Genomic DNA, 22,043 nt, shown 5'->3' on the forward strand with positions numbered 1-22,043 from the left:
TTCAACTTCATGCTGGTGTTCCAGGCTGAGCACAACATTCTGATGCACCCCTTCCACATGTTGGGTGTCGCGGGTGTGTTCGGTGGCTCTCTGTTCTCCGCCATGCACGGTTCACTGGTTACCAGTTCTCTGGTGCGTGAGACCACCGAGACCGAGTCGCAGAACTACGGCTACAAGTTTGGTCAAGAAGAAGAGACCTACAACATCGTGGCGGCCCACGGCTACTTCGGTCGTCTCATCTTCCAATACGCCAGCTTCAACAACAGCCGCTCTCTGCACTTCTTCTTGGGTGCGTGGCCTGTGATTGGTATCTGGTTCACCTCCTTGGGCATCAGCACCATGGCTTTCAACCTCAACGGGTTCAACTTCAACCAGTCGATCCTTGACTCTCAGGGTCGTGTGATTGGCACCTGGGCGGATGTGATCAACCGGGCGAACCTGGGTATGGAAGTGATGCACGAGCGCAATGCTCACAACTTCCCCCTCGACTTGGCGACGGCTGAGGCGCCTGAGATCATCGGCTAGTCTTGACTGACTACTCCACTGATTGATTGAGCAAAGAGCGCTCCTCGTAAGAGGGGCGCTTTTTGTTTTTGCAAAAGCGTGGAATCGTTCACGCTGCGATCGCAGGTTGATTTAAACTTTAGGGCTGTCGTTATCGAGAACTACACCTATGTTGGAGTTTATGACCCTGCCCAATAATCTGCTGCCTCCGGTGGCTCCTTACTCCCATGCGGTGCGGGCGGGCGACTTTTTGTTTGTTACCGGTCAGCTAGCGGAAGATCCGGCTACAGGCGAAGTTGTCAAAGGCCCAATTGAGGAGCAAACCCGGCGGGTGATGGATAATCTGGCCCTAGTGCTCGACCATGCGGGCAGCGGTTTTAACAAGGTGGTCATGGCAAGGGTGTTTGTTACCGACTTTCGCTATTACGAAACGGTGAACGCCATTTACCAGTCGTACTTTGGCGATGCTCTCCGGCCCAGTCGCACGACTGTGGGGGTTACGGCTTTGGCAGGCTATGGGGATGTGGAGATTGATCTAATCGCCTACTGTGGGGAGTGAATCAGCGGGTGGATGAGTAGTGGTTCCCTGTAATAGCTCATCCACAAGTTCTAAACAAAGCCATACATAGAGATAAAGCACGCCCCGTTGACGAGGGCAGTCAGCACAGCGGCCATAATCACTCCTTTAGCCATGGCGGGACGCCCTCGCCGCCGCAGGGTAATCACTAACGGAATCACGTAGAGCAGCTGCCAAAAGAAGAACCCTGCTGCCCCAATGACCCAAGGAATGGCAAACGCGTAGTCACCGATGCCAATGACGGCCAACAACAAACCCAAGAGAAATATTAGTGCCCCTGCCACGGCATGGCAGCCCAACAGCAGCAGCATACCTTTGACAATTTCTAGACCTTCATTTTGGGAATTGGGATTGGTCATAGCGTGGGGAGGTTTAATGCCGGGCTTGTGGGCAGCGAGGCGATTCGCTAAGCGATCCGTCCCGGAATCGCAGAACCCCGCATTTTGAGCAATGCGCAGCCCGCTAGTGTAAATAATCAGGTGCCTTAGGGGGTGGGTTTTCTAAAGTCTAGTGCGTTTCGTATAAATTCCTGTATCAATCCCAGTATGAATGGATTAGAGACGGAGCAAAGTCCGTTGAGCAGGGCGGTAAGCACAGCCATAATAACGACGCCTTTTGCCATCGCAGTTCGGCCTCGCCGCCTGAGAATAGTGATTAACGGAACGACGTAGAGCAACTGCCAAAACAGAAACCCTACTAACCCAACCACAATAGGTGCTAGTGAGCTGTAGTTACCAAAGTGCGACTCTGTCACCATACCGATGAAAAAAATCAGCACCATTGCAAGGGCGTGACAGCCCAGCAGCAGCAGCATGCCGCTGGAGATTTCTGAGCCTTCGCGTGGGGGGGTGGGGCTAGGGTTGGTCATGGCGCTGGAACCGGGTTAGCGGCTTGAACCTCGGCCAGTTTAGCGGCCCCTGCGCTGCCCTCCCGGTAAAACAGGTTGTAGGTGTCAAAGGGAATGATGCGGCCATCGGGGTGGACGATGTGAATGCACGATCGCTTCACCGATCGCACATCGAAGTTATAGGCATCGAGAAACTGCACAATCATAATGCGAAAAATATTTTCGTAGGTGATGCCGCTGGGCACCGCTACCTGGGGCAGACAGCAGAGCAGCTGCTTTAGCGCATTGGCCGACGACTGCGGGGAGTGGCTGGTAGAAAACAGCTCGAAAATTTTTTGCTTGAGCTGGGGGTCTTGCTCGTAGAGCACCGAGTTAGGCATCATCTCCACAAAGGTGGGCGTTGAGAACATGCCTGTGAGAGGAATCACCTGACCTTTGACCTTAAGGGCGTAGGCCATTGCCAGCGAGTCGGGGTGGCAGGGCACCGGCAGAATGTCCTGCGGTTTGAAGTGGGGGCTCTGGTCGAGAATGGCGCGGCGCACCTCGGTGAGGGTGTAGCGATCGCGCCCCGCCTCAAACCCCTCTAGCCGCCCCGCCGCCTGAATGGGCTGAAACGTCACGCCTCGCACGCACCGTTGGGCCAGAGCGTAGTCAATAATTTTGCCAATTTCGTGGTCGTTGAGCCCTTTCTTGAGCGTGACCACCAGGGTGGTTGAGAGGTTGAGGTCGTTGAGGCGATCGATTGCCTGCTGCCGTGTAGCGCGCAGATCGGCCCCTCGCAGTTCGCGCAGGGCTTTTTCCTCAAAGCTGTCGAACTGGAGATAGATTTCAGTGCCGGTTTTGTATTGGGCGAGGCGATCGCAGAAGGCCGCATCCTGTGCAATCCTCAGCCCGTTGGTATTGATCATCAAATGCTGGATCGGTCGGGCCTTAACCAGCTCCAGCACTTTAAAGAATTCAGGATGCAGGGTGGGTTCGCCACCGCTGAGCTGCACCACCTGAGGGCTGCCCTCGTTAGCGACGACTGCATCCAGCATGCGCTCGATCTCGGCGAGGGAGCGGTGGCGGCGGAGCTGGCTAGCAGCGTTGTGCTCCTCGACACCCGAGTCGGCATAGCAGATGGGGCAGCTCAGGTTGCAGCGATCGGTCAGTTCGATCAGCGTCAGGCAGCTGTGCTGCTCGTGATCGGGGCAGAGGCCGCAGTCGTAGGGGCAGCCGTAGCGGATGGGGGTGTTGAACTTGAGGGGCATATCCCCCGGTTTGATAAACACCTGGGTTTGCCGGTAATACTCTTCGTCGTCAGCAATCAGCACCGCTTCGCGCCCGTGGGTAGGGCAGTGCTTGTGCAGATACACGCCCCCGTCTTGGAAAACAATTTTGGCCTCGACTTTGCCCAGGCAGCGGGAGCACAGGCTATTGGTGAGAGCGTAGAACAGGTAGGGGCGGGTGGGCATGGGGACGCTGCTACGAAACTGTGAGCTGCCGCCGCGAAAGCTGGCGTAACCCATAGGCCACTCCCAGCAGGCAGGCGAGTTGAATAAAGCTTAGCCCTAAGAGCGGCTGAAAGTCGGGCTTGAGAAAATCAACAGCAAAGCGAAAGCCAAGGTAGCCAACCAGATAGAGCTGAAACAGCCTGCCGCTGGGGATCTCACGTTGACGATACCAGACCAGAACTAACCCCAAAATTATCAGGAACGCCACCTCATAGAGCTGAGTAGGGTGGCGGGGCAGGCCGTCGCCAAAGTCGATGCCCCAGGGCAGATCGGTAACGGTACCGTAGGTGCGATCGCTCAACCCGGTCAAAAAGCACCCTACCCGCCCGATCGCCGTTCCCACCAACAGCGGAAACACAAAGGCATCACCGGTCGACCGCGTCAGGCCAATCCACTTTTTGGTCAGCTCGACGCCGATTAGCCCGCCCAGTAGCGCTCCCACTACCGTTTTGCCCTGTAAGCCTAGCAGCAGCCACGATCGCCAGTTGCTTCCCAACAAATCCACGTGCTGGAGCAGCACCAGCAGCTTTGCCCCCACCAGCGCCCCAATCAGCCCACCTACTACAACCGAACTGCGCTGGCTCAAGGGAATAGCGTCGCTGCTGACGTTGCGACGCAGCAACCCCATGGCGACCCCGTAAGCCACTACCTCAAACACAAAATGGGGGTGGAGCTTGAACGCCCCCACCCCCACATAAACCGGAAACACCATAGATCGACCCGATTAGGTGGGGTGAACCGCAGTTTAACCCAACAAAGCTCAATTGCTGTTGGGTGCCGCTGGCGCTCTACCTAGCCCTCACCCCCAGCTCCTCTCCCACGAAGGAGAGGGAGCCGGAGAACCTTTTAAAGTCCCTCTCCCAGCTTGGGAGAGGGAGTTAGGGTGCAGGCTAAATCTCGTCAGGAGAGATTATTTTTGATCTACCTAACCTACTAACCGCGCATTTTCTCAGACCAGACGCGGGTGGGCAGGCCCCACACGTAGATAAAGCCCTCGGCTGCCTTGTGGTCAAAGGCATCGTCGGAGCTGTAGGTGGCCAGGGCATCGCTGTAGAGGGCGAGGTTAGACTCGCGGCCCACCACCCGATTGGTGCCCTTAAACAGCTTCACCCGCACGGTCCCGCTGACTCGCTCTTGGGTCTGCTGAATGAAGGCATCGAGCGCCAGCTTCAGGGGGCTATACCAGAGGCCGTTGTAGACCAGGCGGCTGTAGGTTTCTTCGATGCCGCGCTTGTACTGGGTGACATCGGCGGTAAGGGTCAGGCTCTCCAGGTCGCGGTGGGCGTCGATTAGCACTAGCAGGGCAGGAGCTTCGTAGATTTCCCGTGACTTGATGCCTACTAGACGGTTTTCGATCATATCGATGCGGCCGACGCCGTGGCGACCGGCGATCGCATTCAATTGAGTAATCAACTCCACCGGGCTCAGGGCTGCACCGTTGAGGCTAGTGGGCAAACCCTTGGTAAAGCCGATGTCGATGTATTCCGGCTCGTTGGGGGTGTTTTCGATCGCCTCGGTCATCAAAAACACTTCTTCCAGGGGCTCGGTCATGGGGTTTTCGAGCGGCCCGGCCTCAATGCTGCGGCCCAGCAGGTTGCGATCGATGCTGTAGGGGCTAGATTTTTTCACCGGGAATTCGAGGCCCATTTTTTCGCCGTAGGCAATGGTGTCTTCGCGGCCCATGCCCCACTCGCGGGCGGGGGCTAGCACCTTGAGGCTGGGGTTGAGGGCAGCGATCGCCACGTCAAAGCGCACCTGGTCATTGCCTTTGCCGGTGCAGCCATGGGCGACGGCATCGGCCCCGTAGCGATCGGCGGCTTCGACCAAGGCTTTGGCGATTAGCGGGCGGGCCAGGGCGGTAGAGAGGGGGTAGCGGTTTTCGTATAGGGCGTTGGCCTGAATGGCGGGGAAGGCGTAGTCGGTAATAAATTCTTCGGTCAGGTCAGCGATTAGGGATTCTTTGACCCCGGCGTTTAGTGCCTTGAGGCGAATAGGCTCTAGCTCGTCGCCCTGGCCCAGGTCTGCCGCCAGGGTAATCACCTCTTTTACGCCCCACTCATTCATTAGGTAGGGAATACAGACGGTGGTATCGACGCCACCGGAATAGGCTAAGACAACTTTCTCTGCGCGACCCATGGGCAATTCCCTACTTTCGTTAGACGATTCGTTTAATAGCTGTCCTGAGCGGACGACTCACTAAATAAGCCAAAGCCTGTGGTTCTAAATAGAACGGTGACGCTCTGGCCATGGCTATCTTATATGGAGTTGCCCGCCCTGCACTACGGCGATTTAGCAAGATCTGATGACATCGGAAACGACCTACCCGCTGCCGCCATTTACTGCCATGCTAGGCAAAGCTGTCGTCAACGCGGTTTCGTTATGGTTTCTGCGCCTTTCTCTTCCGACATCCCGTCCAATATTTCTCCTAGCCATCGCGCCGCTATTCTCGCTGCCCTGGAGCGACTGGTCGATGTGATTGCCCAGCTGCGTCATCCCGAAACCGGCTGCCCGTGGGATTTGGCCCAAACCCCCACCAGCCTGATCCCCTACGTGATCGAAGAAGCCTACGAGGTAGTCGATGCCATTCAGGTGGGGGAAAAGGATGCGATCGCCGAAGAACTCGGCGACCTGTTGCTCCAGGTGGTGCTCCAAGCTCAGGTGGCCAGCGACAACGGCGACTTTGACCTGGGCACCGTGGCCACTGGCATTGCCGACAAGCTGGTGCGCCGCCATCCCCACATCTTTGGCGATGCCTCAGGTGAGACTCCCGAAGAAGTCAGCCAAAACTGGGACCGCATCAAAGCCGCAGAAAAGGGCGTTGCCCATGAGCCCCACAAGCTATCGCCCAAGCTGACCAAATACAGCCGCACCCTGCCGCCGCTGATGGCCGCCAGCAAAATCTCCGTCAAAGCCGCCAAGGCTGGGTTCGAGTGGGAAACCGTTGACGATGTGTGGGCCAAATTTCACGAAGAGCTGGACGAGTTTCACCAGGCCCTGGCCCATGAGCCCAAGGAAAATCAGCAGGCAGAGCTGGGCGATCTGCTGTTTACCCTGGTGAATTTGGCTCGCTGGTACGACCTTGACCCCGCCGAGGCGTTGCAGAGCACCAACCGTCGCTTCATTCAGCGTTTTGAGCTGGTGGAGGCAGTGGCAGAGAAGCCCCTGGGCGAGTATTCCATTGAGGAGCTAGAAGCACTGTGGCAGCGGGCGAAGGCGCGTTTGGCTCAGCCCGAGGACTAGTGGTGGGCAGTGCCCACCCTACGGCAACTCTGGTAGGGTGGGCACTGCCCACCAGTTCCGATCCATCCCCATGCAGAGCGATCGCACCTCTACCGCGGCGCGTCGGGTTTGTAATAATCGTTGGGGTTTACTGCCTGGCCACCGCCGTCTTTGTTGATGCAGCCAGCTTTATCGACGTAGCGGCAAACTCTAGCGTAGAGCCGGGCTCGGTTGCCGGGTGGGCCAGCCGAGAAGAGTACGCGATCGCCCCCCACCATGCCCACCATAATTTTGACGCCACATACAGGACAGGTTTGGGGAGCAGCCATAGGTAAACCCTCTGTTGAACCTGTGAGGATTTTACCTTGTTGGGGTGGATGGGTGGATGGGTGGATGGGTGGGTGAGTTTAGAGATTGTTGAGTGAGTTGCGCCAGGTTTTAACTAGGGACCGCAGCGGATCGGGCAGCCAAGGATCGTATTGGGGATAGATGGGTAGGCGGGGCTGAAGGTGCCAGCCGGAGGGGGCGATCGCATCCTCCAGCGACTCTAGAGTCGGGTGGTCATAGTCAGGGTTCACCTCATCCACTGGGCTAATGCCGCCCAGATCCCTCGCGCCTGCGGTTAAACAATCCAGCAGTCCTTGATGACTGACCAAGTTGGGCGGAATCTGAAGGTTGACGTCTGGGGGCAGATATTCCTTCGCCAGCTGCACGGCTCTCACCAGCGCGGCTTCATCGAGCGCCATTCCTGGCTGAAGCTGCTGCTGCCCAGGGCTGTGGGGTTGCAAAATGACTTCTTGAATGTGGCCATAGCGAGTTTGGATGGTGGCGATCGCCCGCAGCGACTCTACCCAGTCAGCCTCACTCTCCCCTAGCCCCAACAGCAGCCCGGTGGTAAAAGGAATCTTTAGCTCTCCGGCCCAGGCCAGCTGTTGCAGCCTCACCTCAGGTCGTTTGCTGGGGGCATGGCGGTGAACGGTGTCGAGCAGCTTCGGCGTTACCTGCTCGACCATGAGCCCCATCGACACATTGACCTGCCGCAGCTGCGCCATCTCATCGCGGCTTAGCGGACCGGCGTTGGTGTGGGGCAGCAGCCCGGCTTCTAGAGCCAGCGCACAAATTTGGTAAATGTGGCGAAACCAGTCATCGCGGCGGGGGCTGTGGGGAGCCACCTCTCCGCTGAGCACCAGCACTTCGCACACCCCCTGACGGCGCAGCGTGGGCAGCTGTTGAGCTACATCTTCTAAACTCAGCCAGGGCGAATGACCGGGGTCAACCCGAAAGTTGCAGTAGGTGCAGCGGTTGAAGCACTCGTAGGTGGGCACCAAGGTGTAGGCCCGACTGTAGGTCACCACCCGCTGCAACCCATGCTGTGTCAACAAACCGCTGCGTGAATCAACTGCCCTAGCCTGATCCATACCAACGCCATCGCTTCAACCCCGCCAGTTTAGGTGAGTTTAGGCCACTTCCGCCGTCACCACTTCTACCGGAAAGCCCGCCGCTTTCCAGGCCGCAACCCCGCCTCGAACGATGGCAACCTTGGAGAAGCCTGCCTCCCGCAGCTGCTCGGCCACAGCGGCGGCTTCATTGTCGGTGTTGCTATAAATATAGAGATCGCGGCTGACCTCAAAGCAGTTAGCAGCTGTGGACAGCAGCGAATCTGCCGGCATCGAAATGGCGCCGGTAATGTGGCTCTCGTTAAAATCGACGCGATCGCGAACATCAATAATCGTTAGCGCCGGTTCTCCCCAGTCCAACCGCTCCTTGAGATCGTAAACACGAGATTCAGGCCGCAAAGGCTTAGGCTTAGGCAAGAAGCCAAAAAAACGTTTCATGTGAGGAGGATCCTGGGAGAAGGAGTTCTCCTGCAATGTAACAAACCTTAATGGTGGGCGCAAACTTTCATTGAAAATAGTAGACAAAGTAACCTATTGTCTTGTTCTCATTGATTGAAAATTTCAATGAACTTCCTTGAGTCAAACCTCAACTCCTGAGTTGAATAGTCCGACACAAGCACCCCCGAATCGCTAAAAGCTTGATGTACCGTAGGGTGGGCACTGCCCACCAGCATCAAGCAAGCGCCATTCATTCATAGGGTTAAGACCACAACTAGATCCTTTGTTCCAGTGCCCAACCTGCGCAGTAGCATAGAATCAGTTGCCTCGGAGCCCCATCCCTATCCCTGCTGACAGCGTTTCTAATCTAGTGCCCTGCCGTATCCAGCTGTTGCCTGGAGATGTTATTCACAGCATCGCCGCCGGAGAGGTGATCGATTCTTTGGCGGCGGTTGTGCGCGAGCTAATTGAGAACGCTCTCGATGCTCAGGCCACGCATATTACCCTCGCCCTCTGGCCCGACCAGGGCCGGGTGCAGGTAGCCGACAACGGCACTGCCATGGCACTGGAGAATTTGCACCAGGCCGCCATCCCCCACAGCACCAGCAAAATTCGCACCCAGGCAGACCTGTGGCAGGTGAGTAGTTTAGGTTTTCGCGGCGAAGCTCTGCACAGCCTGGCCCAAGTTGCCCAGTTAGAAATTTGCAGTCGCGCCCCCGGTGCAGAGTCAGGCTGGCGCGTCACCTACTCTGCCCAAGGAGAACCCCTAGACACAGCTCCAGCCGCCCTTGCCCAGGGCACCGTGGTGACAGTCACCAATCTCTTTGGCGACTGGCCTGCTCGTCGAGAGCGACTGCCGACCATACCCCGCCAGCTCAGCCAAGTGCAGCGCGTTATCCACCACTGCGCCTTGGCTCATCCAACGGTGACTTGGGCGGTGCAAGTGAGCGATCGCCCCTGGCTGGCCTGCACCCCCAGCCCCACCGCTAAAGGGCTCGTTCCTCAACTGCTGCGGGCCGTCAGCGAAAGCGATTTGCAGGAAGGCTGGCAAGTCGCCCCTTGGTCCGTAGGAGAAGACAATTTCTTAGAGAATCTTCCTTCAAAAGCAGGGATCTATGGTCTGATTGGTCTGCCCGATCGCTGCCATCGCCCCCGACCTGATTGGGTCAAGGTCGCAGTCAACGGGCGGCTTGTAGCGGTTCCTGAGCTAGAGCAGGCTGTTGTGAACGCCTTTCGCCATACTCTACCTCGCCACCGCTATCCTTTGGCGTTTGTGCACCTCACCGTTCCGCCCAGCGACATCGACTGGAACCGCCGCCCCGACAAATCGACCCTCTACCTGCACCGGCTCGAAAACTGGACGGCACTCTGTCAAAGCCACGTGGCTACGCTTTTAGGGCAGCAGGCCGAAACTCTGACCGATGCCAGCCAGCAGCAGCGCGTTACCCAACTGCTCAAGACAGCGGAACCCAGTAGCACCTACGGCATTGCTGAATTGTCCGACGGGTTGCCCTACCGCGAGCGGCCGGGAAGTTTGCGGGCGATCGCTCAAGTCCACAACCGCTACATTTTGGCCGAACAGACCGATGGCCTTTGCCTGATCGAACAACACATTGCCCATGAGCGCGTTCTCTACGAGCGTCTGCAAACCCAATGGCAGCTGGTGCCGTTAACCACCCCCGTTGTGCTGGAAGGGCTAACTGAGAAGCAGCTAGAACAGCTCCAAAGACTGGGGCTGAACCCTGAGGAATTTGGGCCAAATCGCTGGGCTATTCGGGAAGCACCGGGGCCATTGTGCGATCGCGATGACCTCCCCGACGCCCTGCTAGAACTCAGCCTTGGCGGAAATTTGGACACGGCTCAGGTGGCGATCGCCTGTCGCACCGCCATTCGCAACGGCACGCCGCTCGCTCTCGCCACCCTGCAAACCCTGCTCGACGACTGGCAGCAGACCCGCAACCCCCGCACCTGTCCCCACGGCAGACCCATCTGCCTGACGCTGAGCGAGACTAGCCTGGCTCGCTTCTTCCGCCGCAGCTGGGTAATCGGCAAAAGCCACGGCATTTAGGGCGGGGTCAAGCACGGCGGGGTTAGGCAGCGAAATTTGTCGGGTCTTGGTCGCGGCGGTGACGAGTTGGCAACGGGTCGGGCTGGGCCTCCCCAACGAGGGCGGCGGTGGCCTCTAGGGCTTCGCGCAAGCGCTTGGCAGCATAGATCGACATATCGCGGGGGACATTGATGCGATCGCGCAGATACCGCAGCCCCAACTCAGCCCCAGCCGGAGGCTGGCAGGGCTCCCCCGTCATGAGATAAGTCAACGCACAGCGCAGGGCTGGATCAATGACATCCCTCGCAGCAGGGTTCACTTTAATAATGTTGTCTCGGTGCTTCACCATGCGAGTTAAAGCCTCAACGCGGGAGGTTTCTGGCTCTGGGTAATTTACGTCGGGCAGGCCAAACCAGGGACCGCGATCAACCTGGACCTGGTTGCGTCGGGTTTGGGGCAAATCGTTCTCGTAGCAGCCCCCCATCTGCGGCGGCAGGTCGTGCACGTGGGTGTGAAAGTCGCTCTGGGTACCGCGGTAGGTAGAGCGGCTCTCCAACCCATCAAACCAGTCCTTGAGGCGAGGGTTCTCCTCCCGCAGCGAGTAGCCTTTGTAGTAATAAAGGCTGGCATTCATGCGCTCCACATAGGGCACAAACACCACGTCAGCAGTGCTAAATTCTGGCAAAAAGAAAGGGCCAGGAGTCGCGGCCAAGGCCTGCTCCACCCGTTGCACAACTCCTACAAACTGCTCGCCCGCTCGCTGGTCTGCAGCCGGCGATCGCGCTGGCTGACATAGCCACATGCACCAGGCCCGAAACAGCAGTCGCTCTAGCTGCCGCAGAGGCACCACCGCCGGGTCTTTCATTCCCCATTGCAGCGGCCCAAACGCCTGCTCCAGCGCCAGCAGAATATCATCGCTCTCGGTAATCATCCGCCCGTCTAACTCCAGGGCAGGCAGCATGCCCGAAGGTACCTTGCGTTTGTACCAGGTTTCCTTCTCGCCATAGCAAAACATGGTGACCTTTTCGATGCGGTAGGGCACCTGCTTCTCTTCAAGCCACAGCCATACTTTTTGGCAATAGGGGCACCAGGCGTGATTGTCGCGGTAGAGGGTGACCCGCACTGCCGACTCAGGCTGGCCAAACAGGCGTAGCCGAGACTGGGCATTGGTAGGGCCATTCACGTAGTCAACAGAAAAATCGGCCATTTCTTCCAGGGCCGACCAGCTGAGGGGAGCAGTTGTCATAAATCAGGGCATGCGATTAGGTCACTACCCTGATTGTGCCAGGTTCAAAGGAGGGTTTAGGGTTCATGGTTTAAGGTTCAGGGCAATTCCTTTAACCTCACACCCTGTACCTTGAACCCTTGGATGGTTTAGGGTTCAAGGCAAATTCCTTAAACCTCACACCCTGTACCTTGAACCCCTTTCTAGGCCTTGTTATTCTCTATGGCCCAGCGGGCTAACTCTGTGCGGTTGTTTAGGCCGGTCTTGCCCAGCATGTTGCTGACGTGGCTTTCAATGGTGCGCTGGCTGACCTGAAGCTCGTTGGCAATCTCGCGATTAGCCATGCCTCGGGCGACAAACTGCACTACCCGCAGCTCGGTAGGCGTCAACTCTACATCAAAGGGAACTTGAATCGCTGGGCTGCCGCCACCTTTAATCTGCTGTTTGATCAGCCGAGAGGCCTGTTTGAGGGAAGACTCTACCTGAGCGACTAGCTCCTCAGGCTCGAAGGGCTTGACCATATAGACGTCGGCCCCGGTGTTGAGCCCCTTGACGCGATCCTGGCTTTGGCCTTTGGCGGAGAGAAACAAAATCGGAATCCACTCGGTGGAAGGATTTTCTCGCACGTGGCGCACAAAGGCGTGGCCATCCATCTCGGGCATCATCACGTCGCAGATGATCATGTCTGGGGTGGTGTTCTCCAGCATATCCAGGGCTTCTCGACCGTTGCCCGCTGTCTTCACCTCATAGCCACGGAACTCAAGATAGTCCTTGACTAACAAGATCAGGTTTGGGTCATCGTCAATTAGCAGAAGCTGCTTCTGATCGCCTGGGGTTGAATCCTTCATGCTTTGACAGTCACTGCGATTAGCTCATCGTTAAAACTAAGTATGCCCCCAAAAGCCCGGTGCCCTTACATTGAATAGCGCAGCACCGCGAGCTCTGAGCCCCACCCCTCTAATCGTGGTTAAAGGGCTAGCGCTTATTGCTGATGATACTTCAACAAATTGATATCAGCGTGCGATCGCCCTCCAAGGACCACTGTCGTAGCTCAGGGCTATCGTGAATCTCAGCAATTGCCCCTATAGCAAGCGGTCGCCCTAACACTAGGGCGACCGCTTGCTATAGATTAAGCTTCTGTGTTGCAATGCGGCGACATTGACTATTTCCGCAACATCTACACCTCAAAGCGTGCCACAGAAGGTTGTCCCTTGGACATTACGGCAGCAGCACTGTGTCAATAACGTGGATGACGCCATTGCTGGCTTCAATATCAGCCGTCACCACATTTGCTTCGTTGATGGTGACAGACTCTTCACCCACGGTGACGGTCACGGGAGCACCGGTTAGAGTATCCACCTCGCCAGAGGTCAAATCTGTGGAGCGAACTTCGCCATCCACCACGTGATAGGTCAGAAGCTGCGCCAGCTGATCACGGTTTTCGGGCAGTAGCAGCTCATCTAAAGTTCCCTCGGGCAGGGCTTCAAAAGCTTCGTCAGTGGGGGCAAACACAGTGATAGATAGTTCGCTATTGCTCAGGGCTTCAGTGAGACCAGCGGCTTCAATAGCAGCGGTCAGAATTTCAAAGTTTTCATCACCAGCGGCAATCTCAGCAATAGACTGCTCGGTGCTAGCGGTAGGCTGCTCAGCGTCAGTAGGTTCTTCAGCGGTGGGCTGCTCAGCACCAGTAGGTTCTTCGGCAGTAGGCTGCTCAGCGTCAGTGGGTCCTTCAGCGGTAGGCTGCTCAGCATCAGCGGGTTTTTCCGCAGCGCTGGGTTGCTCAGTGTCAGTGGGTTCCTCTAGATCCACAGCGGCAGGCTGCTCAGCCTGAGGCTTGTAGGTATCAGAGATAGCCTGCTGAGGAAACGCAGTGATAGCAGCAGGAGCGGCACCAAAAAGCACTAGACCCAAGGCAATGCGAAGAGTGTTCGGAGTCATAGAAAGTTACGTCCTAACAAGTGTTACAAATGCCTGGCTAACAGCGTTACATAGCTTAACCAGACTCGATGAGTTGTAACACGGTCTCGAAAGGCAACTATCCCTCCTCCGATAGAGTTATTTCGTTCCCCAAAAAAACAAAAAAATGGCATTGTCCCTTGTGCTGACCGATAGCGTATATTTGGGCTAGCTGAGAAAACAGCAGTAGGATTGCTAATTTATACCCTGAAACGCAGGTTATACGCGGATTGAGCCCGATGAGCTAGAACAATACCTGCTCGCTTTTCCCTGATTTCAAAAATTTGGTCATGACTGCAACTCGACAGAGCGCGAGGATGATGCGGTGGTCAACCTTCTTCAAGAGCCTATGTCGCTAGGGGGGTAAGTTGAGGGCGATCGGGCAATACAGGGGGTCGAGCTAGAGCCAAATTGCTGAGTAAATAACCGAAGATGCGTTGAGATGGTGACCTATCCAGAGCCGTCAACACCAAACAGCAACCAACGATTTGCGCTTATCCCAACCCGGGGCAGCTCTATCGAGCTTCAAGGAGATTTACTCGTGACGCTGACCATTGCTTTGGACTCGCCCAGGCACAGCCTCCATAGCGGCCATAACGGCTCTTTGGGCAGCTAGAATATCGCGTTCTTCGCCACCTAGGTAAAGACGACCAAAGCTACCTACCGAGCTAATCTGGAGAATATTGATCAGTGCTGCTTTTTCGGCCTCGTTGGCGGCTAAAGAGGCGTAGGCAGCAGGTTCTACTTCAAACACGTAGAGGGTTTGCCCTGCCACAATCATGTTGCCACGGCGGCTGCGGTTAATTAGCTGAACGTGGTGAGGGTCAAGGTTGCGAATCACCTGACTGGAAATGATTCGGGGTTTGAGCCGCTCTCGGTAGGTGAGCCCTAGGGCGTCGAGCATAGCCCCCCCGGCAGCATGCACTTCGCCTTGGTTGCTAGCGTGGATCTCAAGCAGACCGTAGAGACGTTCGACGATGAGTGTGCCAGGGCGCACCACGGCGGCTTTGAGGCCAATGTCGAGGATGCGGTTAATCTCAATGCCGGGGGAGATTTCTATCCATAGGGAAGCATCGCCGGGCAACGGCAAAAACCCCAGCGAGACAGTACCCATGTAGGCTGCATGCTGGGGTTGAAGATTGTCAATATAAACGTAGCTACGAAGATCGACGCCCAAGGCCCGGTGTTCCAATTTCTTTCCTTGGTAGTATACCGGGCTAGGGCGACAAGTCAGGCTCTTGCCCAAAGCATAAGCTGCCTTGGGCGCCAACTAAAACTTAGAACCAAAGCCGACAGAGGTTGTGCCCATGGCATCGTAAACGGTGAGACCTAGGGGTAGGTTTACCTCTCCAGACTCGTCTACCAGGTCATTGAGTATGGGTAAGTTTAAAGACTCAGCTAGATCAGTGATACCACTGCTTTCTTGGCGACCTACTCGTTGATCCAGTTGATTAGCTACGCGGTTGAGGCTGTCTTGGTCACGCTGTTCGACAGCAAGGGCGTCAGCCATGGTTTGAGGTGTTGTTTCCAGGTCTTGGGGGGCTGCCAGAGCTTGACCTGGGAGAACGCAAAGGCCTAGAACGGCTGCTGCTGTAAGCCAGTATGAATGGTACATAGGTCTTTTGTGTGTGAGGGGTTTTGACGGCTGACGGCCAGGAACTCAAACCCTTGCCCTGACAAAAAGGCGACGAGCTGTTTCATGTATAGCCCGCCAAATTGGATTGGCAAAGCAAACTTATTCTGAGTTCATGAAGCTGCGATGTTGCGAAGTGCCTGAGACAAATTTCTCAAAACACAACGGGAGTAGGCATCGGCCCACGGGGGTAGCTTGCCCAGTCTGTGCAAAAAACCACCGCTATTTCAGTCGAATGAAATAGTTCTGGAGTAGGAACAGGATCTGAATTTTTAGATATGGATCTAGATATCCACTTGCCGACCTGTTTCGGCAGCGATCGCGATTGCTTCCATCAGCTTCACAAAGTCGGTAGCCATGGGTCCCGCCGATACTGGTGAAGGCCTATTGTTGGCAACGCACTCTAAAAAGTGAGCGCACATCTGTTGAAGTGGCTCTAGGCGGGCGATCGCCACCGCTTCAACCGCGAGACCACTGGGTACAAAAGGGGGCTCCTGGGGCTGAAAGTGCCCAGAGTATAGGGTAAGGGGCTGAGCCTGAGGGCTTTCGTCAAAGACCAGGGTGCCGCGATCGCCTACTAAAGCCAACCGCCGCTGTCGGTCGGGGTTGGCCCAGCTCACGTGCACCATTACTTCTAGCGGGGCATAGCCAACTGGGTTGGGGTACATCAGCCGTAGCCAACCCACATCTCGCAACTTGGCCTCCGCCTCGGTTTGCAGCCACACTGGCCCCCAAGCGGCGACAGCCAGCGGGCTCTGCCCCAGCCAGTAATTCAAAATGGAAATGTCATGGATGGCTAGATCCCAGAACACGTCGGCATCGGAGCGTACTGGCCCCAGGTTGGTGCGGGCGGCATAGCCGTAACGCAGGGGCCCAATTTGACGGCACAGCTCGCGACCCCGTTGCACTGCCGGGTGAAACAGATAGGTGTGATCGACCATGAGCTGTCGCTGCTGGGTAGTGGCTAGCTGACAAAGAGCAGCACTGCGGTTGCTGTCTAGCGTGAGGGGCTTTTCGCTCAGCACGTGCAGGCCGGCTTTTAAGGCCGCCTGAATTATGGGGTAGTGAGTGCTGGCCGGGGTAGCAATTACTACGGCCTCTAGGCCTGAATGGGTCATGGCCTGAGGCCAGTCGTCGTAGCAGGCCACGGTGTCGCCCAGGGCAAAGCGATCGCGCAACTCGTCTAACCGCTGTCGATTAGGATCGACCACCGCCACTACTCGCGCCGTGGGCAGAGCCAAAAAGTTTCGCATCAGGTGACTGCCCCAGCGGCCCAAACCAAAAATAGCGAGGTTAAGGGGACGGGGAGGAGGACTCATAGGTAAGGGCTTGACGAAGGCGATCGTAGGCGACGGCGGCGGCGGCCTGCTCGGCCTGTTTTTTGGTGGGGCCGTGACCGCTTCCCCAACAGGTTTCCCTAAACCAGACGGTAGATGCATAGCGCTGGGGGTCGCCATCTACCGATCGCTGCTCTTCGGTGCGGTACTGAGGTAGGGTTTTGCTGTGAGCCTGGGTGAGTTCTTGCAGGGCTACCTTGTAGTTTTGTCGGGTTGGGTCTTGGCGCACGACAGCCGTCAGCCGCAGCAGTGAGTCGTCTAGCCAGACGCGCACTGACCCTAGGGCATGGGTTTCTAAATAGAGCACGGCCACTACCGCCTCTAGGGCGTCGGCTAGGTGGGTGGGGCCAACCGTCATCCCACGGGCAATGGTGAGGTAGGGGGCTAGATCTAGCTCTTGGGCTAGCTGGGCGAGGGTGCGATCGCTAATCAGTACCGATCGCACCGCCGACAGTTCCCCCACTGAAGCGTTGGGAAAATTTTCTTGCAAACATTCTGTTGCCGCCAGTCGCAGCACCGCATCTCCCAGCAGCTCAAGCTGTTCGTAGTTGTTGGCTGCGTCTACCGACTTGTGGGTCAAAGCCTGGTTGAGGCGCACCCAGTTGAGAGTACCAGCGGTGGGTAAGGCAGACTTTTGCACCCACTGCTCCAGCTGTCGCTGTCGAGATGGGGGGAGATCGGTCACGGTCAACAAATCGTCAGTAGGAAGAAGATGGAGGGAAGGAGGTAGACATAAGCCGGGTTCTGTTCCCCTGTTGCCAGGGGGGCGGTTATCTATCTGGGACGCTTGTTGCCAAACGCCTCTTGCGGTACGTAACAGCGGGGCTGGAAAAAGACCAACCTTGCCCCTCGACCTTGCACCCGACCGGGGTTTACCGAGCCAGCACCTCTCGATGCTGCTGGTGCGCTCTTACCGCACCCTTGCACCCTTACCTGTGCCCCTGGAAAAATTCCCGAAGCCATCGGCGGTATGTTTCTGTGGCACTTTCCTCACGGTTGCCCGCACTGGGCGTTACCCAGCAGGTCTGGTCTTTCGGGAGCCCGGACTTTCCTCAGATTGGCAAAACCAATCCGCAACCACCTGCGCTACCTCCCTCTTGTTAATAGTTTAAGCCCCAGGGTAGAAACGCTGCGTATAAAACAGCAGCGGTGGATGGCCCTTTTTGTCTATCACCGCCCGTACTTGGCTCCAGCGGACAACCCTGCTTTTCTACTCTTCAAGGCAAAGTGGGCTGCTGCTGAAAGCGGGCTTGGAACTGAGAAGAATAACAATAGGTGGGGGCGATCGCAACAACAGCAGCCGCTACCGCCAGTGTCCTACAACCAAACCGATACAAAACACCCCGGCTAACTTAGGTCAGCCGGGGTGTTTTGGTCAATCGTTCTAGAGGGCTTCGGTTTGGTCGTCGATTAAGAGATCATCGTCGACATCAATTCCGCTCCCCAGTCCGGGGAAGTCACCGTTGCCGCGCGGCGTGCCATCTTCCAACGACATACCGCCGATCATTTCATCGTCATTGAGCATACTGAGGTTGCCCTCAAGGTCATAGCTGCGAGCGGTGAAATCATCCAGCACCACGTCCTGGAGCACCATGTCGTCGTCCAAAATGGCCGACTCATAAGCCGGATCAAGTTCTGGCGCTGGAGACTCTTCATAGGCGTTATAGCCCGTCCCGGCCGGAATCAAACGACCGATGATGACGTTCTCCTTCAGGCCGCGCAGCCAGTCCGACTTGCCTTCGATCGCCGCTTCTGTCAGCACTCGGGTGGTTTCCTGGAAGCTAGCGGCGGAGATGAAGCTATCGGTGTTCAGCGAAGCTTTCGTGATCCCCAGCAGCACCGGCGTGTATTCCGCCGGAGCACCGCCCGTGATCGCCATGGCCTCGTTCACCTGCTCCACCTGGTAGATTTCCACCAGCTCACCGGGCAGCATGGTGGTATCACCGCCGTCGTCAATGCGGCACTTCGACGACATCTGCCGCACGATCACCTCGGTGTGCTTGTCGGAGATGTCGATGCCCTGGGACTGGTACACCGACTGCACCTCGTTTACCAGGAACGACTGCACCTCCTGCAAGGCCCCAAGCGCCGCATCGTGAATGCCCATGCCCAGGCTGAGGTTGTACTTAAAGAACACCTCCAGAATCTGGTGGGGGTTGGCGGGACCGTCGGTGAGGTGCTCAGCGGTGCTCACCCGCTGGCCATCGGAGACAATTACATTCTGGCCGGGGCTAATCGGATATTCCGTCACCACGCCATCGTCTTCGATGATTTTGACCTCGACAGTCTCGTCATCGCTATAGACCACCTGAGCGTTGCCGGGGCGCTCAGACAGCACACAGGCCTCCTTGGGTTTACGGGCCTCCAGTAGTTCCTCAATCCGGGGTAGACCCTGGATGATGTCGCCGGTTTTAGCCCGCTCAAACACCAGGAGTACCAGGTTGTCACCCCGCTGTACCAGGTCACCGTCTTCAATATGCAGCACGGCACCGGTAGACACCCGGTAGGGACGAGCCAGCCGCAGAGCAATTTGGCCGCCTTCGATGGCGGTTACCTGGCCTGACTCTTCGTGGGTCAGACCAGGGGCTAGCTCAGTATCGGCTACCACCAGATCGCCCACCTTTACCGTCGGCTCTTTGCCTTGGAGATCGACCTTCATGCGGTCGGACTCGCGCACGACCAGCACTCGGCGAACAGCCTCTTGCCCTTCGCGAATACCGCGCACCTCGCCTGCTTCTTTACAGCGAATTTCGGTGCGGGCCACTACGGCTCCTGGCTCAATCTGCTGGCCATCTTCCACCAGCAGTCGGGTGACGGTGCTGCCCTGGGTTTGGTCAGCCACTACGTCACGGCGAATTACCTGGGTTTCGAGCACCACCATTTGCAGGCGCATCAGGTCGGCATCGCTGTCGTCGGGTACCAGCTCAATGTCGGCCACTACGTGGGGGGATTCGTCTTCGATGTCGAGCACCAGCTGAGTGCGCAGCAGCTCAACGCCAACCACTGATTTCACCCGCTCCCCATCTTTGAAGGGAATCCGCTGGATGGCGCGCAGCTTGATCGAACCAGCGGCATCGGCGGCGCTGTCCTGGCTGGGTACAGCGGGCTCGTTGGGCACGACGTATTCTTCCACCGGGCGCAGCAGCAGGGCGGGGCCATCGGGGGTTTCGACATACTCGATGTAGCGCAGGGCATCGGCCACTAGACCTGGCATGACCTCTTCCCCAGCGTTGACCAGAGTGCCATCGCGATCCATCACATCCTCGGGGGCATCCACCATGTGAATGTCACCAGGCTTGACCAAGATCTCGCGCAGAATGTCATTCTTTTGGGTAACTTCGACCACACCGCTGTTTTGGCAGAAGATGTCTTTAACGACTTCAGTGCCCGCTTCCAGGTACTGGCCGTCTTCCACCATCAGCAGAGAAATGTCTTTGTTGACCTCGTGAGCCTCCTCAGGAATCCACAGCAGGGTGCCGCCCTGAACGACTTCGTAGCCCTGCTTGCCCTTGCCTTTTTTGGCCACATCGACCCCGGCGAACTTGACGATACCGCCCGTTTGGGTGTGGAAGCGATCGTCTTCGAGTTCAGCAATTACCTGGCCGCTGGTGACCTTGGCCCCCGGCGTGGCGATCAGAGAGAACCGCTGACCGTGGGCGGTCTCAATGAAGTAGTGCTCCCGACCCTGACCCTGCTCCTTACGTACATGGGCTTGGTCAAGCATGACGGAGGCGGTGATGATTTCAACCTCGCGAGTGCCTTTTTCATCGTCGGCTTCGGGCAACCGCACCAAACCACCCCGTTCAGTGGTGAGTTTGGTTTCGGCCAGCGTGTCATCGGCGTTGACGTAGTCACCGTTGCGCACCACCGGCTCGGCACTGGGAGGCAGGTTGTAAACGTCACCGGCTAGCACCCACAGCAGACCGCCCCGCTGGGCTAAGCGGGTGGTGTTGCCCTGACGGTCAGTTTTCTCTTCCTGCACTAGGCCGGCAAATTTTACTTCCCCAGCTAGGTCAGAGGTCACGTCTTTGGTAGCCTTCTCGGTCACCTTGCGCGTGCGCCCTGCTGAGGGAAGCTCAGCCAGGAGCTGATCCTTTTGTACGGTCTCACCGTCATCGACAAACAGAATCGTGCCCTGGGGCAGCGATTCAGATTTATTCTTGCCGCTGCCCTCGATCACCACGTCAGCGTTCGACTCGATCATCAACGCATCTTCGCCGTAGCGAGTGCGGAAGGCACGGGTCTTCAAATTTTTAGGCAGCTTCACGGTGCCATCCTTGCTGGCCCGGATGCGGGGTGCCACTTCGCCGGTAAAGGTACCGCCAGTGTGGAAGGTGCGCATGGTCATCTGAGTGCCAGGTTCACCGATGGACTGGGCCGCAATGATGCCCACGGCTTCGCCTAGGTCAACCATTTCAGAGTGGGCCAAGCTCCAGCCGTAGCAAAGGCGGCACACGGAGCGGGTGGCTTCGCAGGTGAGGGGCGATCGCACCACCACGCCTTCAACCCCAGCCTCAGCCAGCATTTCTGCCGTCTCTGGAGACACGGGATGGTCTTTCTCCAACAGCACTTCGCCGGTTTTAGGATGCGGCACATCTTCGGCGACCACCCGGCCCAGCAGACGGTTCTCCAAAGGAATCAGCACCCGCTCACCATCGGTCATGCTGCGCAGGGGAATGCCGCGGGTCGTACCGCAGTCATGCTCCCGGATGATTACATCCTGGGAGACGTCCACTAGACGGCGGGTGAGATAGCCTGAGTCGGCAGTTCGCAGCGCCGTATCCACCAGACCCTTGCGGGCCCCGTAGGAAGAGATCACGTACTCGGTAACGGTCAGCCCTTCGCGAAAGTTGGTCTTAATGGGCAGGTCGATGATTTCCCCTTGAGGGTTCGCCATCAGACCCCGCATACCCACTAGCTGGCGCACCTGGGAGATGTTTCCCCGGGCCCCCGAGAAGGCCATCATGTATACCGAGTTAAGGGGGTTGTTTTCCTTGAAGTTCTTCACCACCTGGTCTTTCAGCTCTTCACTGGTGTCGTTCCAGGTGTCAATTACCTTAGTGAGACGCTCTACTTCAGTGATTTCGCCCCGCGTGTACCGCTCTTCGGTAATGCGAATGTCTTCTTCGGCAGCAGCCAGCATGCCCTTCTTCTCCTGGGGTACCTGGAGGTCTTCCACGCTAATGGAGACCCCAGCCCGGGTGGCGTACTTAAAGCCCAAGTCTTTGATGCGATCGGCCATCTGGGACGTGCGGGCGGTGCCGTAGTGGGTAAACGACCAGGAGATCAGCTTTTTGAGCTGCTTCTTATCGATAATCCGGTTCCGAAAGGTCAGAGAGGTTTGAGGTGCCCCTTGCTCAGCCATAGGTT

At 57.2% G+C, this 22,043-nt stretch carries 19 protein-coding genes, 1 other RNA gene and 1 pseudogene; 4 read left to right on the forward strand and 17 right to left on the reverse strand.

All coding sequences use genetic code 11. From position 1 onward, the window contains the following. Both H6F75_RS20685 and H6F75_RS20690 read left to right on the forward strand, forming a co-directional pair. Window positions 1–525: pseudogene (locus H6F75_RS20685) on the forward strand (photosystem II q(b) protein); the annotation flags it as partial. A gap of 148 nt (window positions 526–673) precedes the next feature. After that, on the forward strand, window positions 674–1,063 hold the full coding sequence (locus H6F75_RS20690; protein WP_190754347.1) for a RidA family protein: 390 nt from the start codon (window positions 674–676) through the stop codon (window positions 1,061–1,063). A 50-nt stretch (window positions 1,064–1,113) separates the two neighbouring features. Here H6F75_RS20690 and H6F75_RS20695 read toward each other — a convergent pair whose 3' ends face one another. The 5 genes from H6F75_RS20695 to H6F75_RS20715 form a co-directional block, all read right to left on the reverse strand. Next, the gene (locus H6F75_RS20695) at window positions 1,114–1,440 is read right to left on the reverse strand and encodes a hypothetical protein (RefSeq protein ID WP_190754348.1); all 327 of its coding nucleotides are present in this window, start codon (window positions 1,438–1,440) and stop codon (window positions 1,114–1,116) included. Window positions 1,441–1,565: 125 nt separating this feature from the next. Beyond that, window positions 1,566–1,949 (reverse strand): hypothetical protein, encoded by a 384-nt coding sequence (locus H6F75_RS20700; protein WP_190754349.1) that lies wholly within the window; start codon window positions 1,947–1,949, stop codon window positions 1,566–1,568. Further along, on the reverse strand, window positions 1,946–3,382 hold the full coding sequence (locus tag H6F75_RS20705) for a radical SAM protein (protein WP_190754442.1): 1,437 nt from the start codon (window positions 3,380–3,382) through the stop codon (window positions 1,946–1,948). The genes H6F75_RS20700 and H6F75_RS20705 overlap by 4 nt, the downstream gene beginning before the upstream one ends. 10 nt (window positions 3,383–3,392) lie before the next feature. Beyond that, window positions 3,393–4,133: a prolipoprotein diacylglyceryl transferase family protein gene (locus H6F75_RS20710; protein WP_190754350.1), complete on the reverse strand. Its 741-nt coding sequence runs from the start codon at window positions 4,131–4,133 to the stop codon at window positions 3,393–3,395. Between the two features lie 221 nt (window positions 4,134–4,354). Next, window positions 4,355–5,557, reverse strand: coding sequence for an argininosuccinate synthase (locus tag H6F75_RS20715; protein WP_190754351.1), 1,203 nt, complete (start codon window positions 5,555–5,557; stop codon window positions 4,355–4,357). 243 nt (window positions 5,558–5,800) lie between these two features. On the opposite strand from H6F75_RS20715, the gene mazG reads away from it, so the two are divergent. After that, window positions 5,801–6,661, forward strand: a complete 861-nt coding sequence (gene mazG / locus H6F75_RS20720) for a nucleoside triphosphate pyrophosphohydrolase (RefSeq protein WP_190754352.1) — start codon at window positions 5,801–5,803, stop codon at window positions 6,659–6,661. An 89-nt stretch (window positions 6,662–6,750) separates the two neighbouring features. Here mazG and H6F75_RS20725 read toward each other — a convergent pair whose 3' ends face one another. From H6F75_RS20725 to H6F75_RS20735, 3 genes are all read right to left on the reverse strand, one after another. Next, on the reverse strand, window positions 6,751–6,969 hold the full coding sequence (locus H6F75_RS20725) for a hypothetical protein (protein ID WP_190754353.1): 219 nt from the start codon (window positions 6,967–6,969) through the stop codon (window positions 6,751–6,753). A 78-nt stretch (window positions 6,970–7,047) separates the two neighbouring features. Next, complete coding sequence (gene cofG, locus H6F75_RS20730; protein ID WP_190754354.1) at window positions 7,048–8,058, reverse strand: 7,8-didemethyl-8-hydroxy-5-deazariboflavin synthase subunit CofG; 1,011 nt, start codon at window positions 8,056–8,058, stop codon at window positions 7,048–7,050. Between the two features lie 39 nt (window positions 8,059–8,097). Continuing rightward, complete coding sequence (locus H6F75_RS20735) at window positions 8,098–8,475, reverse strand: rhodanese-like domain-containing protein (RefSeq protein WP_190754355.1); 378 nt, start codon at window positions 8,473–8,475, stop codon at window positions 8,098–8,100. 322 nt (window positions 8,476–8,797) lie between these two features. On the opposite strand from H6F75_RS20735, the gene mutL reads away from it, so the two are divergent. Then, a complete protein-coding gene (gene mutL, locus H6F75_RS20740; protein ID WP_242020246.1) occupies window positions 8,798–10,543 on the forward strand; it encodes a DNA mismatch repair endonuclease MutL in 1,746 nt (581 codons plus the stop codon). Between the two features lie 22 nt (window positions 10,544–10,565). On the opposite strand, the gene H6F75_RS20745 is transcribed toward mutL, so the two are convergent. From H6F75_RS20745 to H6F75_RS20785, 9 genes are all read right to left on the reverse strand, one after another. Next, window positions 10,566–11,768 (reverse strand): glutathione S-transferase family protein, encoded by a 1,203-nt coding sequence (locus tag H6F75_RS20745; protein ID WP_190754356.1) that lies wholly within the window; start codon window positions 11,766–11,768, stop codon window positions 10,566–10,568. A gap of 182 nt (window positions 11,769–11,950) precedes the next feature. After that, entirely contained in the window at window positions 11,951–12,595 is a 645-nt protein-coding gene (locus tag H6F75_RS20750) for a response regulator transcription factor (RefSeq protein WP_190517735.1), read from the reverse strand. Window positions 12,596–12,965: 370 nt separating this feature from the next. Next, on the reverse strand, window positions 12,966–13,685 hold the full coding sequence (locus tag H6F75_RS20755) for a fasciclin domain-containing protein (RefSeq protein WP_190754357.1): 720 nt from the start codon (window positions 13,683–13,685) through the stop codon (window positions 12,966–12,968). Window positions 13,686–14,238: 553 nt separating this feature from the next. After that, window positions 14,239–14,880, reverse strand: coding sequence for a hypothetical protein (locus tag H6F75_RS20760; RefSeq protein WP_190754358.1), 642 nt, complete (start codon window positions 14,878–14,880; stop codon window positions 14,239–14,241). Window positions 14,881–14,973: 93 nt separating this feature from the next. Then, entirely contained in the window at window positions 14,974–15,213 is a 240-nt protein-coding gene (locus H6F75_RS20765) for a hypothetical protein (protein ID WP_190754359.1), read from the reverse strand. Between the two features lie 407 nt (window positions 15,214–15,620). Beyond that, entirely contained in the window at window positions 15,621–16,655 is a 1,035-nt protein-coding gene (locus tag H6F75_RS20770) for a Gfo/Idh/MocA family oxidoreductase (RefSeq protein WP_190754360.1), read from the reverse strand. Then, a complete protein-coding gene (rnc, locus tag H6F75_RS20775) occupies window positions 16,630–17,358 on the reverse strand; it encodes a ribonuclease III (protein ID WP_347710686.1) in 729 nt (242 codons plus the stop codon). The genes H6F75_RS20770 and rnc overlap by 26 nt, the downstream gene beginning before the upstream one ends. 33 nt (window positions 17,359–17,391) lie before the next feature. Then, window positions 17,392–17,767, reverse strand: an RNA gene (gene rnpB, locus H6F75_RS20780) — RNase P RNA component class A. 290 nt (window positions 17,768–18,057) lie between these two features. Continuing rightward, the gene (locus tag H6F75_RS20785; RefSeq protein ID WP_190754362.1) at window positions 18,058–22,038 is read right to left on the reverse strand and encodes a DNA-directed RNA polymerase subunit beta'; all 3,981 of its coding nucleotides are present in this window, start codon (window positions 22,036–22,038) and stop codon (window positions 18,058–18,060) included. Window positions 22,039–22,043 lie beyond the last annotated feature (5 nt).

The organism is Nodosilinea sp. FACHB-131 (assembly GCF_014695395.1).
Classification (GTDB): Bacteria; Cyanobacteriota; Cyanobacteriia; order Phormidesmidales; family Phormidesmidaceae; genus Nodosilinea.

What these genes read in the sequence shown, in the direction of transcription:
- mazG (WP_190754352.1), top strand. Translation starts at nt 5,801, where the DNA reads ATGGTTTCTGCGCCTTTCTCTTCCGACATCCCGTCCAATATTTCTCCT.
- H6F75_RS20735 (WP_190754355.1), bottom strand. Translation starts at nt 8,475, where the DNA reads ATGAAACGTTTTTTTGGCTTCTTGCCTAAGCCTAAGCCTTTGCGGCCT.
- H6F75_RS20755 (WP_190754357.1), bottom strand. Translation starts at nt 13,685, where the DNA reads ATGACTCCGAACACTCTTCGCATTGCCTTGGGTCTAGTGCTTTTTGGT.
- H6F75_RS20765 (WP_190754359.1), bottom strand. Translation starts at nt 15,213, where the DNA reads ATGGCTGACGCCCTTGCTGTCGAACAGCGTGACCAAGACAGCCTCAAC.
- H6F75_RS20715 (WP_190754351.1), bottom strand. Translation starts at nt 5,557, where the DNA reads ATGGGTCGCGCAGAGAAAGTTGTCTTAGCCTATTCCGGTGGCGTCGAT.
- H6F75_RS20750 (WP_190517735.1), bottom strand. Translation starts at nt 12,595, where the DNA reads ATGAAGGATTCAACCCCAGGCGATCAGAAGCAGCTTCTGCTAATTGAC.
- H6F75_RS20725 (WP_190754353.1), bottom strand. Translation starts at nt 6,969, where the DNA reads ATGGCTGCTCCCCAAACCTGTCCTGTATGTGGCGTCAAAATTATGGTG.
- cofG (WP_190754354.1), bottom strand. Translation starts at nt 8,058, where the DNA reads ATGGATCAGGCTAGGGCAGTTGATTCACGCAGCGGTTTGTTGACACAG.
- H6F75_RS20695 (WP_190754348.1), bottom strand. Translation starts at nt 1,440, where the DNA reads ATGACCAATCCCAATTCCCAAAATGAAGGTCTAGAAATTGTCAAAGGT.
- H6F75_RS20705 (WP_190754442.1), bottom strand. Translation starts at nt 3,382, where the DNA reads ATGCCCACCCGCCCCTACCTGTTCTACGCTCTCACCAATAGCCTGTGC.
- H6F75_RS20745 (WP_190754356.1), bottom strand. Translation starts at nt 11,768, where the DNA reads ATGACAACTGCTCCCCTCAGCTGGTCGGCCCTGGAAGAAATGGCCGAT.
- H6F75_RS20770 (WP_190754360.1), bottom strand. Translation starts at nt 16,655, where the DNA reads ATGAGTCCTCCTCCCCGTCCCCTTAACCTCGCTATTTTTGGTTTGGGC.
- H6F75_RS20785 (WP_190754362.1), bottom strand. Translation starts at nt 22,038, where the DNA reads ATGGCTGAGCAAGGGGCACCTCAAACCTCTCTGACCTTTCGGAACCGG.
- H6F75_RS20690 (WP_190754347.1), top strand. Translation starts at nt 674, where the DNA reads ATGTTGGAGTTTATGACCCTGCCCAATAATCTGCTGCCTCCGGTGGCT.
- H6F75_RS20700 (WP_190754349.1), bottom strand. Translation starts at nt 1,949, where the DNA reads ATGACCAACCCTAGCCCCACCCCCCCACGCGAAGGCTCAGAAATCTCC.
- H6F75_RS20710 (WP_190754350.1), bottom strand. Translation starts at nt 4,133, where the DNA reads ATGGTGTTTCCGGTTTATGTGGGGGTGGGGGCGTTCAAGCTCCACCCC.